The sequence below is a fragment of the Actinosynnema pretiosum genome, from assembly GCF_024171695.1.
GTDB lineage: Bacteria > Actinomycetota > Actinomycetes > Mycobacteriales > Pseudonocardiaceae > Actinosynnema > Actinosynnema pretiosum.
The window spans coordinates 380,734-396,083 of sequence record NZ_JAMTCF010000001.1; the positions used below are offsets into that span (position 1 = coordinate 380,734).

Below are 15,350 nucleotides of genomic sequence, written 5' to 3' on the forward strand. Positions count from 1 at the left end.
GGACAAATCCACCACGAGAACCCGTCGCGGCCACCGGCCGGGGCGGGTTCTTGACATTTCCGGCGACCAGCCCTGACGTTGATTTTGCATTCTTGACGCACGTGACAACCCCCTGACGAAGTTTCACAAAGGCGTGAAGTTGCGGGTGTTGACGCTGTTCGCAACCCTGGGCAAGCTTTAAACCTGTCAGGCGGAATCGGACGGAAAACCTTTCGAGAATCACGCCGGACGATTCACCGAAAACTTTCACGACATTCCTCGCGGCCCATCCGCGCACCGATCCGCCCAGGGAGGACGGGAAACACATGGACAAGCCCACCGCGGCGGGGGACACCCCCGCGCTGCTGACCCCGGCGGCCAGGTCGACCCGGCCGCTCCCCAGCATCTCGGACGCCACGCTGCGCGACTCGGCGCACATGGCGGGCGTCGAGTTCGGGGCGGAGGACGCCGCCCGCATCGCGCGGCTGCTGGTGCGGACCGGCGTCGAACTGGTCGAGGTCGGCATGGTCTCGGGCGCCCGCTCCGGCGACCGGCACCTGATCGAGGCCGCGCACGAGGCCGTCGGCCCCGAGCGCTGCCTGACCCTGGTCATGGTGCGCGACCGCCAGCAGACGGCGGCGGCGCTGGACGAGGCGAAGCGGCTCGGGGTGCGGTCGGTGATGTTCTCGATCCCGACCTCCGCCGAGCACGCCGCGCTCAAGCTCGCGTCGCCCAGCCCGAAGTACCTGTTCAGCCTCGCCGCCTCGGCCGTCGAGATGGCCAAGGAGCGCGGGTTCCACGTCACCTTCTCCGGCGAGGACGGCGCGCGCGCCGAGCGCGGCAGGCTCGTCGACTACGTCGCCTCGGGCTTCGCGGCGGGCGGCGACCGGTTCCGGCTCGCCGAGACCGTCGCGACCCTGGCGCCGTGGCAGGTGCACGACGTGATCTCCGACCTGGTCGCGATCGACGGCTCGCAGATCGAGATCCACTCGCACAACATGCTCGGCATGGCCACGGCCAACTCGCTGGCCGCCTACGAGGCGGGCGCCGAGTGGATCTCGGTGACGGCGGGCGGCATCGGCGAGCGCGGCGGCAACGCGCCGCTGGCCGAGGTGCTGACCTCGCTGCGCGTGGTCTACGGCGACGAGCGCTTCGACCTGACCGGCCTGACCGAGCTGACCGAGGCCGCGCTGGCGGGCGCAGGCCTCGGCGAGGCGTTCATGTCCGGCCCGACCGCCCCGCACGCGTTCGCCTACGAGCTGCCCGGCCAGCTCACCCACCCGGCGGCCTACGAGACGCTGCCGCCCGAGGTCGTGGGCAACAGCAGGCGGCTGCGGGTGCGCACCCGCTTCAGCGCCCCGCTGCTGACCTGGGCGCTGGGCGACGCGACCCCCGAGGGCCTTGACGTCGACGCGTTCGGCGCGTGGCTGTCCCGGCGGCAGGAGGCCGACGGCCGCCCGCTGCTGGACCGCGCGGCCATCCGCGACCGGGCGGTCGAGTTCACCGCCGAGCACCGGGCCGTGCTCGCCGCGGAGCTGGCCGCCGGGCTCCCGGCCGACAGCGCCGCGCCCGCCACCGGGGACGCCGCCGCGCTCGCGGCCCAGTCCCCCGCCTGACCCGCACCACCCACCGGAGGCGCTCCCCCGCCCCGGTGCGGGCCTGACGCCCGTGCCGGGCGGGTGGAGCGCGCCCACCCAGCGGTCCGCGCAGCGCGGACCGGAGAGGACCGACGATGACCACCACCCCGATGCTGACCGGCACCTGCCCCGAGTGCGAGACCCCGCTGTCCACCCCGCCCGTGCTCCAGGGCGAGACGCTGTCCTGCCCCGAGTGCCTGCTGACGCTGCGCGTCGACGAGGTCGGCGACGGCGCGATCGCGCTGACCATGGTCGAGGTCGCCCTGCGGGACTGGGGCCAGTGACCACCGCCCGGACGCGAGGAGAGGAGCTGTGATGGGCGGCAGGGTCGCCATCATCGCCGACCGGGTGGCCTGGGAGGAGCGCGGGCTGATCGAGGTCGGCCCCGCGCACGGCCTGGAGTTCACCTGGGTCAACGACGAGTCGCTGTGCCTCGGCGCCGAGGACGCCCCCGCGCTGCGCGGGTTCGACCTGGCGCTGGTGCGCAGCCGCAGCTACACCAGGGGCGGGCTGATCGCCTCGCTGGCCGCCTCGGCGGGCGTCCCGGTGCTCAACGGCCCGGAGGCCATCGCGGCGTGCGAGAACAAGCTGGCGCTGCGGGCGCTGCTGCGCGCGAGGGGCGTGCCGGTGCCGGACTTCCGGCTCGTGCTGTCCCGGCGCGACTTCGAGAGGGCCACGGCCGAGCTGCCGTTCCCGCTGGTGCTCAAGCCGATCTTCGGCGGCATGGGCAAGCGGGTGGCGCTGCTGCGCGAGCCGGACGTGGCGAACTCGGTCTACGACTACGTCGAGGACCTGGGCCACGCGTTCGAGCAGGCCTGCCTGGTCGAGCCGTTCGTGCGCGGCGGTTCGGTGCGCTGCCTGGTGGTGGGGCGCGAGATCGTGGCCACGGCGGGCTTCTCCAGCGGCGGGTCGGACTGGCGCAACAACGCGGCCATCGGCTCCGAGCAGACCGCCGTCGAGGTCGACCCGCTGATCGCGAAGATCGTGGACGACGTGGTGGGCGCGCTCGGCGAGGGCGTCTACGGCGTGGACCTGTTCCACGACGGGGCGGGCGGCTACACCGTCAACGAGGTCAACCACGCGCCCGGTTTCCGGGCCGTGGCGACCACGACCGGCGTGGACGTGGCCACCGCGATCGCCCGGCACGTGCGGGAGGTGCTCGGGTGAGCGGGCGCGTGCGGGTCGGCGTGGTCGGCGCCTCGGGCCTGGCGGGCGGCGAGCTGATCCGGCTCGTCGACGCCCACCCCGACCTGGAGCTGGCCTTCCTCGGCGGGTCGGGCAGCGCGGGCGCGCGTCCCGCGCAGCTGCACCCCGGTCTGCGCAAGGACTTCGGGCTGGTCGTGGAGCCGGTGGTGGACTCGGTCGCGGACCGGGTGGACGTGCTGCTGCTGTCCACCCCCGCGCCGGTGTCGGCGGTGCTGGCCGAGCGGTTCGCCGACCGGGTCCCGGCGGTGGTCGACCTCAGCGGGGCGTTCCGCGTCCGCGACGAGGAGACGCACCGCCGCTGGTACCCGAAGGTCCCCCGGTCGGCGGAGCTGGCGGACCGGTTCGTGCACGGCGTCCCCGAGCTGGTGGGCGACCGGTTCGCGGACGCGCCGCTGATCTCGCTGGCGGGCTGCTACGCCACCGCGATCACGCTCGGCATCGCCCCGCTGCTGCTGGAGCTGGGTTTGTCGGTGGAGCACGTGCTGGTGGACGGCAAGAGCGGCTCCAGCGGCGGCGGGATCCACCTGCGGACGGCGGACCTGCACCCGTTCCGGGCCGGGGCCATCGCCCCGTACTCGCCGGGCGGGCACCGGCACGCGGCCGAGGTCGCCGACTTCTTCGGCGGCAAGGCGGGCGCGGGCCGGGTCGGGCGGATCTCGATGTCGGCCTACGGCGTCGCGAACGTGCGCGGGCTGCTGGCGAGCTGCTACGCGCTGACCGACGAGGTCCCGGACGAGCGGACCCTGCTGCGCGCCTACACCCGGTTCTACCGGGGGCGGCGCTTCGTGCGGGTGCGCAGGCCGGGCGAGACGCTGATCCCGGTGCCGGACCCGCAGGCCACGCTGGGGTCGAACTACTGCGACGTCTCGGTGGTGCCCGACGAGGAGGGCGGGCGGATCGTCGTGCTGGCCGCGCTGGACAACCTCGTCAAGGGCGCGGCGGGTCAGGCGCTGCAGGCGGTGAACCTGCGGTTCGGGCTGCCCGAGGACGCCGGTCTCGGCATGGAGCCGGTGATGCCGGTATGACGCCGGTGGGCGCGACCCCGGTCGTGGTGAAGCTGGGCGGGAGCTGCCTGGAGGACATGGCGGGCGACTGGTGGGCGGACCTGGCCGCGCACGCCCGCGTGGCGCCGGTGGTGCTGGTGCACGGGTGGTCCAAGCCGCTCAAGCGGTTGCGCGCCCGGTACCGGGACCCGTCGGCGGTGCTGCGGGACCGGTACGGCAACCAGAGCAGGTGGACCACGCCCGAGGTGGTCGAGGACATCCTGGCGGTCAGCGCGGGGCTGGCGGTCGAGGTCGCCGACCGGTTGCGCCCGCACGGCGTGGCGGTGGACCGGGTGCTGGGCCGCGACGGGCTGCTGAGCGCCGCGCCGGGCGAGCGCTGGTACTGGCGGGACAAGCGGTTGGTCGAGATCGACAACCTGGTCGGTCCGATCAGCGGCGTCGACCCGGCGGCGCTGGGTGGGCTCGCGCCCGGCCGGGTGGTGCTGGTGACGCCGCTGGCCCGCGACGAGCGGGGCCGGACGGTGAACACCGACGCCGACCGGGCCGCCGCCGCCGTGGCGGGCGCGCTCGGGGCCCCGGCGCTGGCCTTGGTCACCGACGTGCCGTTCCTGCTGATCGACGGCGAGCCGGTGCGCGCCATCAGCGCGACGAGCGCGCGGCTGTTCCGCGACAAGCACGCCGTGGGCGGGATGCGCAAGAAGCTGCGGGCGGCGGACGAGGGGCTGGCCGGTGGCGTCGAGCGCGTCGTCATCGGCTCCGCCCCGCTCTCCGAGCTGCTCGCGGGCGCCACCGGGACCGTGATCACCCCCGACGAGCCCGCCGGGCTCGTCGCCGCGGCGGCCGAGACCTCCGCCTAGCGCAAGGGAAAGGAAGGTGGGGCCGATGACCAGCCCCCGCGTGCTCGTGGTGGACAACGGGAGCCTGTCGATCCCGCAGGTCCGCCGGAGCTTCGAGGCACTGGGCGCGCAGACCGACCTGGCGCGCGCCGACGAGGTCCCGGACGCGCTGCCCGCGAAGTACCAGGCGCTGGTGCTCAGCGGCACGAAGGTCCGCGCCTACGACAGCGACCACTACCGCAGGCTGATCGACCTCGTGCACGGCTCGGCCGTGCCGGTGTGGGGGATCTGCGGCGGGATGCAGATCATCGCCACCTCGGCGGGCGCCGAGCTGGTGGAGGGCCGGTCGCGGGTCGGCACGCACGAGGTGCGGGTGGACAAGACCGAGCCGGTGTTCGCCGACGCCAAGCCGACCGTGACCCTGTTCCAGCGGCACATGCTGTACGTGAAGGCCGCGCCGCCGGGGTTCACCGCGATCGGCTGGTCCGACGACGCGCCGGTGGAGTTCCTGCGCTCCGACGACGGGCGGGTCTACGGCTCGCAGGCGCACCTGGAGTTCCGCGAGGACGGGCTGTCCGTGCTGCGCGGGTTCGTCTCCCTGTTCTCGTAGCGGCACCACGGACCGTCCACAAAAGATCGTCCTTTTCGGACTATCAGTCAGCACTAAGCGAGGGGAAGCAGAAAACGATGACTGCTGTCGATGTCAACCCCGGCGCCGTCGCGGTCGCCGAGGAGCCCGCGTTCGCCGTCGAGCTCAGGGGCGACGACAAGAGCATCCGGGGTTGGGTGATCGCCGACTCGCTGGTCGAGGGCTGGGCGATGGGCGGGGTGCGGTTCACGCCCGGCGTCACCGAGTCCGAGGTCCGCCTGCTCGCGGCGGGCATGACGCAGAAGCTCGCCCTGGTCGGCTTGCCGGTCGGCGGGGCCAAGGCCGGGATCGTGGACGACGGGCAGGACAAGGACGCGATCCTGCGCACGTTCGGCCGCACCGTCGCGCCGCTGCTGCACGGCGGCATCCACCTCGGCGCCGACCTGGGCGTGACGCCCCGCGACCGCAAGGTGTTCTTCGAGGCCGCCGGGTACGACCCGCGCAGGCGGCCCCGCGCCAAGCCGATGCCCTACGACTGGCGCACCTACTACGAGCCGCTGGTCGACGCGACCGGCGACGGCGTCGGGCGGGCGGCGGTGGCCGCGCTGGAGGTGCTGCGGCGCGACGGCGCGGGCAGCGTGGTGGTGCAGGGGTTCGGGTCGGTCGGGCGCGCGGTGGGCCGCTTCCTCCAGGCGCGCGGGCACCGGGTGGTCGGGATCGCGGACGAGTTCGGCACCGTCACCGGCGCCGACCTGCCGGTGGACGCGCTGGTCGCGATCACCGACCACCTCGGGCGGATCGACCGCTCCCGGCTGCCCGCCGGGGTGTCGACCAGCTCCGAGCCGGACGCCTGGCTGGACGTGCCCGCCGACGTGCTGGTGCTGGCCGCGCAGGCGGACGCGATCAACGGCGGCAACGTGCACCGGCTCAGCGCGCGGCTGGTGGTGGAGGGCGGCAACATCGCCACCAGCCCCGAGGCCAAGGTCCGCATCGCCGCGTCGGGCTCGATCCTGGTGCCGGACGTGGTGGCGAACGTGGGCGGCGCGGCGGCGGCCGGGTTGGCGCTGACCGGGACGGTGCCGTTCGAGCTGCCGGGGCAGGCCCGCAAGGAGTGGGTGTTCGAGTGGATCGGCAGCCGGGTCGAGCGCAACACGCGCGACCTGCTGGAGATCGTCGACGGCGGCTCGGCGGACCCGCTGGGCGAGCTGCTGGCCGCGCGGCGCGGGACCCGCCCGTGACGGCGGACCTGGCCGGGGCGCGCGGGACCCGGTCGGCGCGGGGCGGATCGGCGCGGGACGGGTCGGCGCGGGGCGGGCCGACCTTCCTGGACGACCTGCGCCGCCGGGCCGACGAGCGCGGCGGGCACGCCGCGCTCGTCGCCCGCCGGGCCGCCGACGGCGCGAGCGACGTGCTGGACTACGCCGGGCTCGCGCGGCTGGTCGACCGGTACGCGGCGGCGCTGGGCGGGCTGGGCGTGCGGCCCGGCGACCACGTGGCCGTGCAGCTGCCGAACCGGTGGGAGGTCGTGCCGCTGACGTTCGCCTGCTTCGCGGTGGGCGCGGTGGTGGTGCCGCTGCAACCGGACACCCCGGAGGACGGGCTGCGGCACCGGCTCGCGGCCACCTCGGCGCGGGTGTGCGTGACCACGCCGGAGTGGGACGGGCGGCCGGTCGCGCCGGTCGTGGCCGGGCTGCGCGCCGAGCTGCCCGCGCTGCGGCACGTGCTCGTGGTGGGCGGGGCGGGCGGAGTCGCACCGGACCGGGCGCTGCCGGACGGGGCGGTCGACTTCCACTCCCGCTTCGGCGGCCTCGACTCGGCGCGGACCCCCGCGCCGCGCCCGAACGGCGCCGAGCCCGCCCCGCTCGCGCCCGGCGACCCGGCGGTGGTGCTGTTCACCTCGGGCACCACCGGCGCGCCGAAGGGCGTGGCGCACAGCCAGGACTCGCTGCGCGCCGCCCTGCTCGGCTACGCGGGCGCCCTGGGCCTGGACGACCGCTGGGTCGTCGCGGTGACCTCGCCGCTGGTGCACTACTCCGGCTTCGCCCAGGGCTTCCTGGCCGCCGCGCTGGTCGGCGGCACGGTCCTCGTGCAGGACGTCAAGGACCCCGACGCGCTGCTCGACCAGGTCCACGAGCACCGGGCCACCATGCTCTACGGCCCGCCCACCACCGCCGCCGCGATCGTCGCGGCGCAGCGGGCCAGGCCGCGCGACGTCTCCAGCGTCGAGCGGTTCGTCATCGGCACGGCGGCGGTGCCCCGGTCGCTGGTCGAGGACGTCCGCGACGTGCTGGGCGCGCGGGCGCACTCGCTGTGGGGCCTGTCGGAGTTCGGGCCGATCACGCTGACCCGCCCCGACGACCCGTGGGACGCGCCCGCCACCAGCCACGGCCGGGTGGTGGACGGCATGGCCGTGCGCATCGACCCGACCGGGCTGCCCGGCGACGGGTCGATCGGGCGGCTGTGGACGCGCGGCGCGTCGAGCGCGCTGGGCTACCACGGGCGGCAGGACGTGTTCGACGCGCAGCTCGACGACGACGGCTGGTTCGACACCGGCGACCTCGCGCAGGCCGACGGGCGCGGCGGGATCAGGATCGTGTGCCGCGCCGAGGACGCCGTGGTCAAGCGGGGCCGCGTGGTGCCCGCCGTGACCGTGGAGGCGGTGCTGCGCGCCCACCCCGACGTCGAGGACGCCGTCGTGGTCGGGATCGGCTCCAGCGGCGCGGAGGAGGTCCTGCTGGCCGTCGTCGTGGCGGCGGCGGGCCGGACGTCGACCGCCGGGGCGCTGCGCGGGCACGTCGCGGCCGAGGGGCTGGCCGAGGAGTTCGTCCCGGAGCGCGTGGAGTTCGTGGACGCGCTGCCCAGGACGTTGACCGGGAAGGTGCGCAAGGCCGAGCTGCGCGCGCTCTTCCGCTGACACCGGGAGGTTCCGCTCGTGCTCGACACCGTCATCCCGTCCGCGACGCTGGCCGCCGACGCGGTGCTCGCCGCCCGGCGGGCCGCGCGCCTGCCGGTCACCGCGCTGGCCAGCGGCGAGATCGGCCTGCCCGTGCACCCGCTGCTGATCGGGGCGCTGGTGGGCGCGGCGCACCACAACGGTTACGGGCCGGTGGCGGGGAGCGCGGGCCTGCGGGCCGCCGCCGCGGGCCACTGGTCGCGGCGCGGCCTGCCCACCGACCCCGACCTGGTCGTGGTGGGGCCGGGGAGCAAGCCGCTGCTGTACGCGCTGCTGCTGGCGATCGGCGGCGACGTGGTGATCCCGGCGCCCGGTTGGGTCAGCTACGCCGCGCACGCCGGGCTGGCGGGCGCCAGGGCCGTCCCGGTGCCGACCAGGCCGGGCGAGGGCGGGGTGCCCGACCCGGAGCTGCTGCGCGCGGCGGTGCGGGCGGCGCGCTCGCGGGGCCGGACCGTGCGGTCGGTGGTGGTGACGGTCCCGGACAACCCGACCGGGACCGTCGCGAGCGCCGCGACCGTGGAGGAGCTGGCCGTGCTGGCCCGCGAGCTGGACCTGGTCGTGGTGTCCGACGAGATCTACCGCGACCTGGCGTTCGACGGCGCGCCGGTCTCCCCCGCCGAGCACGCGCCGGAGCGCACCGTCGTGACCACCGGTCTCACCAAGAGCCACGCGCTGGGCGGGTGGCGGGTGGGGGTGGCCCGGCTGCCGGACGCCGGGCTGCGCGAGCGGCTGCTGGCGGTGGCCGGGCACGTGTGGTCGAGCACGAACGCGCCCGCCCAGGCGGCGGCCCAGGTGGCGTTCGACGAGCCGCCCGAGCTGGTGGCGCGGGTCGCGGCGGCGCGCGGGCTGCACGCGGCGGTGGCGGGCGCGCTGCGCGGGGTGCTGGTGCGGGCGGGCGCGGAGGTGGCCCCGGTGCGGGCGACCTGCTACCTGTACCCGGACCTGGCGCCGCTGCGGGAAGCCTTGTCCGCCAACGGTTTGCGCACCGACTCGGAGGTCGTGGCGCGGCTGCTGGAGCGGCACGGCGTCGGCGTGCTGCCCGGCTCCGCGTTCGGCGAGGCGCCGGAGCGGCTGCGGTTGCGGCTGTCCACCAGCCACCTCTACGGCGACGACGACGCCCGTCGGCTCGCCGCGCTGGACTCCGGGGACCCGGCAGCGCTGCCGTGGGTCTCGTCCGCGCTGGACCGGGTCGCCGAGGCGTTCGCCGACCTGGTCCGCTGATCGTCCCCGGCGATCGTCCCTGTTTCCCTTCGGCCGCCGAGGAGGCGCCATGTCTGTCCTGTTCGAGGTAGAGCACCGGGGCGAGCACCTGGTGGGGTTCGGCCTGCCCGCCGAGGGCGAGCCGCTGCGACTGCGGCGGATCGGCCTGGCGGAGCTGCACGACGCCGTCACGTCGGGCCGGGGGCTCGGTGAGCACCTGGCCGAGGGCGCCGAGGAGGTGGTGGCGCCCGCGAACGAGGTGCGCTTCCTGCCGCCGCTGCTGCCATCGCACACCGGCAACTCGCTGATCAGCGGCTTCATGAGCACGCACCGCTCGAAGTACGACCGGGCGCCCGAGCCGGACGAGCCGTTCAGCGCGCCCCGGTGGCTGATCAAGGGCATGGGGTCGTGGCTGCGGGTGTCCGGCGACCCGCTGGTGGTGCCCGCGTCGACCACGACGCTGCTGGAGGAGCCGGAGATCGCGGTGGTCTTCGTCAACGACGAGCACGGCGTGCCGCACTACGCGGGCCACTCGTTCGGCAACGACCTCAACGACATCGGCCTGCACCTGCGGAACCCGTGGGGGTGGACGCCGTACTCGAAGCTGTGCGACACGTCCATCTCGCCGTTCCTGTTCCCGACCGACCCGCCGGAGACCGCGACCGGCACCACCACGATCACCAGGGACGGCGAGGTGTTCTGGCGGGGGCCGTTCTCCTGCGGCGGCGACTCGCTGTTCCAGCGCATCCCCGACATGCTGGACAACCTGCTCTCCTACCCGGCGCTGCGCCGCCCGCACCTGGTGAACTACGTGCTGCTGGGCGCGGACAAGGCGAGCTTCCACGAGGGCAGCTTCATCGCCGACGGCGACACGCTGACCCTGGACTTCACCAGCCACGGCGTGACCCTGTCGAACCCGGTGCGGTACGCCGAGAAGGTCTGACCCCACAACGGGAAACCCCACCGGGACGGCCCCGCGCTCCAGTGCGCGGGGCCGTCCCGGCGCGCTCACGCCGGGGCGCCGTCGAGCGGCACGGGGTCGAGCTTGAGGTGACCGACCCAGTCGAAGTCCGCGTGCGCGGCGGGGCCGAGGCCGAGGTTCTCGGCCATCTGCTCGCGCAGCCGGTTGGTGGCGAAGCCGCCGATGACGTTCATCTGCGCGTCCCGGTACATCCGCTCCACCGGGTGCCCCGCCGTGACGCCGAACGCGCCGTGGATCTGGACCGCGCGCGTCACCACGTCCACCGCCATCTCGGTCGCGTAGGCCTTGAGCGCGCCGATCAGGTGCTTGGCCGACCGCCCCTGCGCGCGCTCGGTCATGGCCCGCACGGCGAGCAGCCTCGCGGCCTGGACGTCCGCGAGCGAGTCGGCCAGCTGCGCGTGCACGCCCTCCATGTGCGCGAGCGGGCGGCCGAAGGACTCGCGGGACAGCGCGTGCTCGGCGCTGGCGCGCACGGCGGTCTCGGCGATCGCCACCGAGGAGATGCCGATGAGCAGCCAGCCCCAGGCCATGCCCTCGGACAGCATGTCGAACGGCACCGGCACGACGTTCTCCGCCGACACCCTGGCGTCGTCGAACTTCAGCACGCCCCAGGGCATCCCGCGCAACCCCATGTGCGGCAACGAGTCCCGCTCCACGCCGGGCTGGTGCAGGTCCACGAACGCCAGGCACCAGCCGTCCCCGACCCGGCCGTCCGCGTCCGCCCTGCGGGCGAGCACGACGGCGAGGTCGGCGTTGGGGGCGTTGGTGATGCGGGCCTTCTCCCCGCGCAGCGCGAAGCCGTCGCCGTCGGGGCGCACGGTGGTGCGGTAGGTGCCCGCGTCGCTGCCGGACGCGCGCTCCACCACGCCGAAGGCGACCACCTTCTCGCCGCTGACGATGGGCCGCAGCAGGCGCTCGTGCGTCGCGACGTCCCCGTAGGTGGAGATGAGCTTGGCGCACAACAACCCGGAGACCGTCGTGGACCAGAACGTGCTGGGGCACGCGGCGGCCAGCTGCTCCATCGCGGCGGCCTGCGTCGGCCCGTCCGCGTTCGCGCCCCCGATCTCCTCGGGGTGGAACAGCCTCAGGTACCCGCTGGAGGCCAGCTCCGCCCAGCTCTCCTCGGGGATGACGCCGGTGGCGTCCACCTCGGCCGCGCGCGCCGCGATGGCGCTGAAGTCGAACCCGCCCGCGCTCTTGCTCACCACTGCCCCTCTCGTCGATCCCGCTCCGCCTGATCCGTCCGATGCCGGACTGTCCGGACCCGGACTGTCCGGGGCCGGTCTATCCGGTGCCGGTCTATCCGGTGCCGACCCGCCCCGCGCCGACCCGCCCAGCACCGGTCCGCCCAGCCCCGGTCCGCCCGGTGCCGATCCACCCCGCACCGCCCCATCCAGCGCCACCGCGCCCGACACAGCCCCGTCCAGCGCCACCGCGCCCGACACAGCCCCGTCCAGCGCCACCGCGCCCGACGCCGCCGCGCCCAGCACCGCCCCGTCCCGCCCGACCTCGCCAGAACCGCTGCGCTCCAGCACTTCCCGCTCCCCCGCGCTCAGCCGAGCCCGAGCACGGACGCGGCGATGACCGGTCGCAGCACCTCGACGCCGCCGGTGTCGGCCAGGAACAGGGCGTCCCGGTGCGCGCGCTCCGCGGTGCGCTCCCGCGCCGTCCCGGTCGCGCCGCACAGCTCGGCCGCGCGGTCGACGGTGAAGCGCGCCGCCGCCGAGGTGAAGTGCCGGGCGGTGGCGGCGTGCAGGTGCGAGGGCTCGCCGTCGTCGAACGCCCGCGCGGCCCGCTCGACCAGGCCCCAGGCCAGCTCGCAGCGCGCGGCCATGTCCGCGAGCGACAGCCGGGCCGACTGCACGTGCGAGACGGGCCTGCCGAACAGGGTCCTGGCGCCCATGCGCGCGGGCGCGTCGGCGGTGAGCGCCCGCATGACCCCCACCCACAGCGCGCTGGTGAACGTCCAGTCCAGGCTCGCCAGCAGCGGCTCGACCCCGGTCCCGGCGCGGCCGACCCCGCCGAGCACCGCGTCCGCGCCGACCGGGACGCCGTCGAGCACGACCCCGCCCCAGCCGCCGGTGGGCACGGCCAGCGGCGCGGCGGCGTCGACCGACAGCCCGGTGGCGCCGCGCTCCAGCAGGAACGCGGTGCGCGTGCCGTCGCCGTGCCCGGCCACCACGACCAGGTGGTCGGCGGACGCGGCCTGCGGCACCAGGTCCAGCGCCCCGGTGAGCACCCAGCCCGGACCGGTGGCGGTGGCGCGCACCCCCGGTTCGGCGGCCCAGCCCCTGGTCTGGCGCAGCGACACCGCGCCGATCCGGCTGCCCGAGGCCAGGTCGGGCAGCAGCCGGGCGCGCTGCTCCGGGGTGCCGAACGCGCGCACCGGCGCGGTCGCGAGCACCGCGTGGCCCAGCGCGGCGAGGCCGAAGCCCACGTCCCGGCCGCCCTCGCCGAGCGCCGCGAGCGCCTCGGCCACCTCGGTCGCGCCGCGCCCGCCGCCGCCCAGCGACGCGGGCACCAGCGCGCCGGTCAGCCCGGTGCCCGCCAGCGCGGCGAACAGACCGGGTTCCCAGCGGCGCGCCGCGTCGCGGGCCTCCGCCGTTGGCCGCACCCGCTCGTGCGCGAACCGGCGCACGGCGTCGGTCACCGGCGGTGCGGCTTCGCGCACCTGCTCGATCGTCATGGCACTCCTCCTCCGCTCCCGACAGGCGCTCTCGCTTGACGGGAATCTTGCGGTCCCACATTCCTCTGACATTTCCCTACCTCGCACAACCGAAGTCAGAAAACCACTCGCGATACCACCCCACAATGGTCAACCCACTATCATCGGTGATCGTTCGGGCAATCATTCCTCGACCGATCGGGGGACCATGGACCTGCGCCAGCTGAGCTGTTTCGTCGCGGTCGCCGAAGCGGGCAACTTCCGCAGGGGCGCGGCGCGCGCCCGCGTTCCGCAGCCGACCGCGACGCAGCTCATCCAGCGGTTGGAGCGGGAGGTCGGGCACCCCCTGTTCGACCGCGCGACCCGCCCGGTCGCGCTCACCGCCGCAGGTGGGAGGCTCCTGCCCGAGGCGAGGCGGGTGCTGGCGAGCGCGCGCGAGGCGCTGCGCGTCGCGCGCGGTGAGTGCGGCGGGAGCCCGCTGCCGGTGCGGGTGGGAACGGCGGAGGAAATGGGTCCGCGATTGACCGACCTGCTGCTGCGAGTGCGCGATTCCCACCCAGGTCTGCGGGTTGAGCTGCACGCGGAAAAAGCCGACGACCGGCTCAGGATGGTGCGCGACGGCGAACTCGACGCGGCTTTCGTGCGCGTCCGCGAGGAATATCCGGGATTGCACCTGGAACGGGTGTGGTCGGACGAGCTGGTGGTCGCGCTGTCGACCGCGAACCCGCTGACCGCCGACCCCGCGCTGGGCCTGGCGCGGCTGCGCGACCTGCCGCTGCGACTGCCCCGCGACGTGGACCCGCTGCTGCGCAGGGCGGTGGTGGGCGCGTGCGAGGCGGCCGGGTTCTCCCCGGTGCCGGGACGCCCGTTCACCACCGGCCAGGACGGGCTCGCGGAGCTGGGCCTGGACGCGGGCGCGTGGACGGTGGCGCACCCGGCGGCGGCGCGGCGGGCCGAGGGGGCGCTGGTGACGCACCGGTCGCTGACGCCCGCGCTGGTGGTGCCGGTGTCCCTGGCGACCAGGGGTGAGGCCGGTGACGCGCGGGCGCTGACCCTGCTCGCGGCCTGCCGGGACGTCACCCCGGTGTGACCGGCGAGGCGGCACGGCGGGCAGCGGGTCGGGGCGGCGGGCAGCAGTCGGAGCGGGTGGCTGGCCGAAGGCGGGCGATCGGTGCGGGCGGCAGGCGGCGGGCCGAGCGGTCGGGCGACGAGCGGCAGGTCAAGCGGTCAGTCGGGCTCAACCCCGGTTCGGCATCCCGGTCGACCCGTTCGGCACCCCGGTCGGTCACCCCGGCCCGCAGTCAGGTCACCACCGGTCGCACCGCCGGGCAGTCCCGCCCGACAGCCTCGCCAGAAAACCTCCCGCCAGGCAATACCCGCCAGGCAGTCCCCGCCGGGCGACCTCCGCCCGCCAGCCCCCACCAGGCAATCCCCGCCCGACAGCCCTCACCCGACAGCCCCGCCCGCCGCCTGCGCGGCGGGCGGGGCGCGCTCAGCCCTCGCCGATGCGGAAGCCGACCCCGCGCACGGTGACGATCCAGCTCTTCGCCCCGAGCTTGCCGCGCAGGCTGCTCACGTGCGTGTCGAGGGTGCGGCTGGCGCGGGCGCCGGGGAACTGCCCCTGCCACACCGAGGACATCAGCTGCTCGCGGGGCACCACCACCCCCGGTTGCGAGGCGAGCTGGTAGAGCAGGTCGAACTCCTTGCGGGTGGTGTCGATGACGCGCTGCGCCAGCTCCACCTCGCGGGTGTCGGCGTTGACCCGCAGCGCCCCGTGCTCGATGGCCTCGCGCAGCGGCAGCAGCAGCTTGGACGCGCCGCCTGACGGGCGGCGGGGCGCCGGGATGTCGACGGACGGGCGCGCGGGCGCGGTGCGCCGCCGCATGATCGCCTCGATGCGGGCGGTCAGCTCCCGCACGTCGAACGGCCGCTCCAGGCAGTCGTCGGCGCCCGCCCGGAACATGCGCACCCGGTAGGACTCGGTGCCCGCGCAGGTCAGCCCGATGACCGGGGTGTCCGCGACGGCCCGCACCCTGTCGCACACCTGCGGCCCGTCGATTTCACCCGAACCCACGTCGAGCAATATCAGTTCCACGTCCCGCGCCAGTCGCACGGCCGCGTCACCGTCAAGCGAATTGATTGTTGTGAAACCACGGCGTTCCAAACCCAGGGCGAGCTCTTCCGCACTCGTCGACTCGGAACTCACGATCAGCACGCGCAGCAATTTGTCCCCCAGTCGCGGACGCCAACCGGCATTGGCTCCGAGGAAAGTAGAACCGACCCGATGATCGTGTCAACG

14 protein-coding genes are annotated in these 15,350 nt (G+C 75.2%); 11 read left to right on the forward strand and 3 right to left on the reverse strand.

Going from position 1 to position 15,350, the window contains the following annotated elements; genetic code table 11:
* Positions 1-305 precede the first annotated feature (305 nt).
* From LV78_RS01330 to LV78_RS01375, 10 genes are all read left to right on the forward strand, one after another.
* The gene (locus LV78_RS01330) at positions 306-1,595 is read left to right on the forward strand and encodes a hydroxymethylglutaryl-CoA lyase-like TIM-barrel protein (RefSeq protein WP_253842664.1); all 1,290 of its coding nucleotides are present in this window, start codon (positions 306-308) and stop codon (positions 1,593-1,595) included.
* Positions 1,596-1,711: 116 nt separating this feature from the next.
* Positions 1,712-1,900 carry a hypothetical protein gene (locus LV78_RS01335; RefSeq protein ID WP_253842665.1) on the forward strand — a complete coding sequence of 63 codons (189 nt, stop codon included), beginning with the start codon at positions 1,712-1,714 and terminating at the stop codon, positions 1,898-1,900.
* A gap of 31 nt (positions 1,901-1,931) precedes the next feature.
* Positions 1,932-2,783, forward strand: a complete 852-nt coding sequence (locus LV78_RS01340; RefSeq protein ID WP_253842666.1) for an ATP-grasp domain-containing protein — start codon at positions 1,932-1,934, stop codon at positions 2,781-2,783.
* On the forward strand, positions 2,780-3,847 hold the full coding sequence (argC, locus tag LV78_RS01345; protein ID WP_253842667.1) for an N-acetyl-gamma-glutamyl-phosphate reductase: 1,068 nt from the start codon (positions 2,780-2,782) through the stop codon (positions 3,845-3,847). Before LV78_RS01340 ends, argC begins: the two co-directional genes overlap by 4 nt.
* On the forward strand, positions 3,844-4,683 hold the full coding sequence (locus LV78_RS01350; protein WP_253842668.1) for an amino acid kinase family protein: 840 nt from the start codon (positions 3,844-3,846) through the stop codon (positions 4,681-4,683). Before argC ends, LV78_RS01350 begins: the two co-directional genes overlap by 4 nt.
* Before the next feature lie 25 nt (positions 4,684-4,708).
* Positions 4,709-5,272: a type 1 glutamine amidotransferase gene (locus tag LV78_RS01355; protein WP_253842669.1), complete on the forward strand. Its 564-nt coding sequence runs from the start codon at positions 4,709-4,711 to the stop codon at positions 5,270-5,272.
* A 77-nt stretch (positions 5,273-5,349) separates the two neighbouring features.
* Positions 5,350-6,489 carry a Glu/Leu/Phe/Val dehydrogenase dimerization domain-containing protein gene (locus tag LV78_RS01360; RefSeq protein ID WP_253842670.1) on the forward strand — a complete coding sequence of 380 codons (1,140 nt, stop codon included), beginning with the start codon at positions 5,350-5,352 and terminating at the stop codon, positions 6,487-6,489.
* Complete coding sequence (locus LV78_RS01365; RefSeq protein ID WP_253842671.1) at positions 6,486-8,165, forward strand: AMP-binding protein; 1,680 nt, start codon at positions 6,486-6,488, stop codon at positions 8,163-8,165. The genes LV78_RS01360 and LV78_RS01365 overlap by 4 nt, the downstream gene beginning before the upstream one ends.
* Before the next feature lie 18 nt (positions 8,166-8,183).
* On the forward strand, positions 8,184-9,425 hold the full coding sequence (locus tag LV78_RS01370) for a pyridoxal phosphate-dependent aminotransferase (RefSeq protein ID WP_253842672.1): 1,242 nt from the start codon (positions 8,184-8,186) through the stop codon (positions 9,423-9,425).
* A gap of 49 nt (positions 9,426-9,474) precedes the next feature.
* Positions 9,475-10,347, forward strand: coding sequence for a hypothetical protein (locus tag LV78_RS01375; RefSeq protein ID WP_253842673.1), 873 nt, complete (start codon positions 9,475-9,477; stop codon positions 10,345-10,347).
* 65 nt (positions 10,348-10,412) lie between these two features.
* Here the strand turns inward: LV78_RS01375 and LV78_RS01380 are convergent, their stop codons facing one another.
* Together LV78_RS01380 and LV78_RS01385 are read right to left on the reverse strand one after the other, a co-directional pair.
* A complete protein-coding gene (locus LV78_RS01380) occupies positions 10,413-11,591 on the reverse strand; it encodes an acyl-CoA dehydrogenase family protein (protein ID WP_253842674.1) in 1,179 nt (392 codons plus the stop codon).
* Positions 11,592-11,938: 347 nt separating this feature from the next.
* A complete protein-coding gene (locus LV78_RS01385; RefSeq protein ID WP_253842675.1) occupies positions 11,939-13,072 on the reverse strand; it encodes an acyl-CoA dehydrogenase family protein in 1,134 nt (377 codons plus the stop codon).
* Positions 13,073-13,259: 187 nt separating this feature from the next.
* Between LV78_RS01385 and LV78_RS01390 the strand changes: the two genes are divergently transcribed.
* Complete coding sequence (locus LV78_RS01390) at positions 13,260-14,141, forward strand: LysR family transcriptional regulator (protein ID WP_253842676.1); 882 nt, start codon at positions 13,260-13,262, stop codon at positions 14,139-14,141.
* A 402-nt stretch (positions 14,142-14,543) separates the two neighbouring features.
* Here LV78_RS01390 and LV78_RS01395 read toward each other — a convergent pair whose 3' ends face one another.
* A complete protein-coding gene (locus LV78_RS01395; RefSeq protein WP_308208655.1) occupies positions 14,544-15,266 on the reverse strand; it encodes a response regulator transcription factor in 723 nt (240 codons plus the stop codon).
* Positions 15,267-15,350: the final 84 nt, after the last annotated feature.

Bases quoted from the DNA above. Each gene is read 5' to 3' on its own strand.
- LV78_RS01330 (WP_253842664.1), top strand. From the start codon at position 306: ATGGACAAGCCCACCGCGGCGGGGGACACCCCCGCGCTGCTGACCCCG.
- LV78_RS01335 (WP_253842665.1), top strand. From the start codon at position 1,712: ATGACCACCACCCCGATGCTGACCGGCACCTGCCCCGAGTGCGAGACC.
- LV78_RS01340 (WP_253842666.1), top strand. From the start codon at position 1,932: ATGGGCGGCAGGGTCGCCATCATCGCCGACCGGGTGGCCTGGGAGGAG.
- LV78_RS01350 (WP_253842668.1), top strand. From the start codon at position 3,844: ATGACGCCGGTGGGCGCGACCCCGGTCGTGGTGAAGCTGGGCGGGAGC.
- LV78_RS01355 (WP_253842669.1), top strand. From the start codon at position 4,709: ATGACCAGCCCCCGCGTGCTCGTGGTGGACAACGGGAGCCTGTCGATC.
- LV78_RS01360 (WP_253842670.1), top strand. From the start codon at position 5,350: ATGACTGCTGTCGATGTCAACCCCGGCGCCGTCGCGGTCGCCGAGGAG.
- LV78_RS01375 (WP_253842673.1), top strand. From the start codon at position 9,475: ATGTCTGTCCTGTTCGAGGTAGAGCACCGGGGCGAGCACCTGGTGGGG.
- LV78_RS01385 (WP_253842675.1), bottom strand. From the start codon at position 13,072: ATGACGATCGAGCAGGTGCGCGAAGCCGCACCGCCGGTGACCGACGCC.
- LV78_RS01390 (WP_253842676.1), top strand. From the start codon at position 13,260: ATGGACCTGCGCCAGCTGAGCTGTTTCGTCGCGGTCGCCGAAGCGGGC.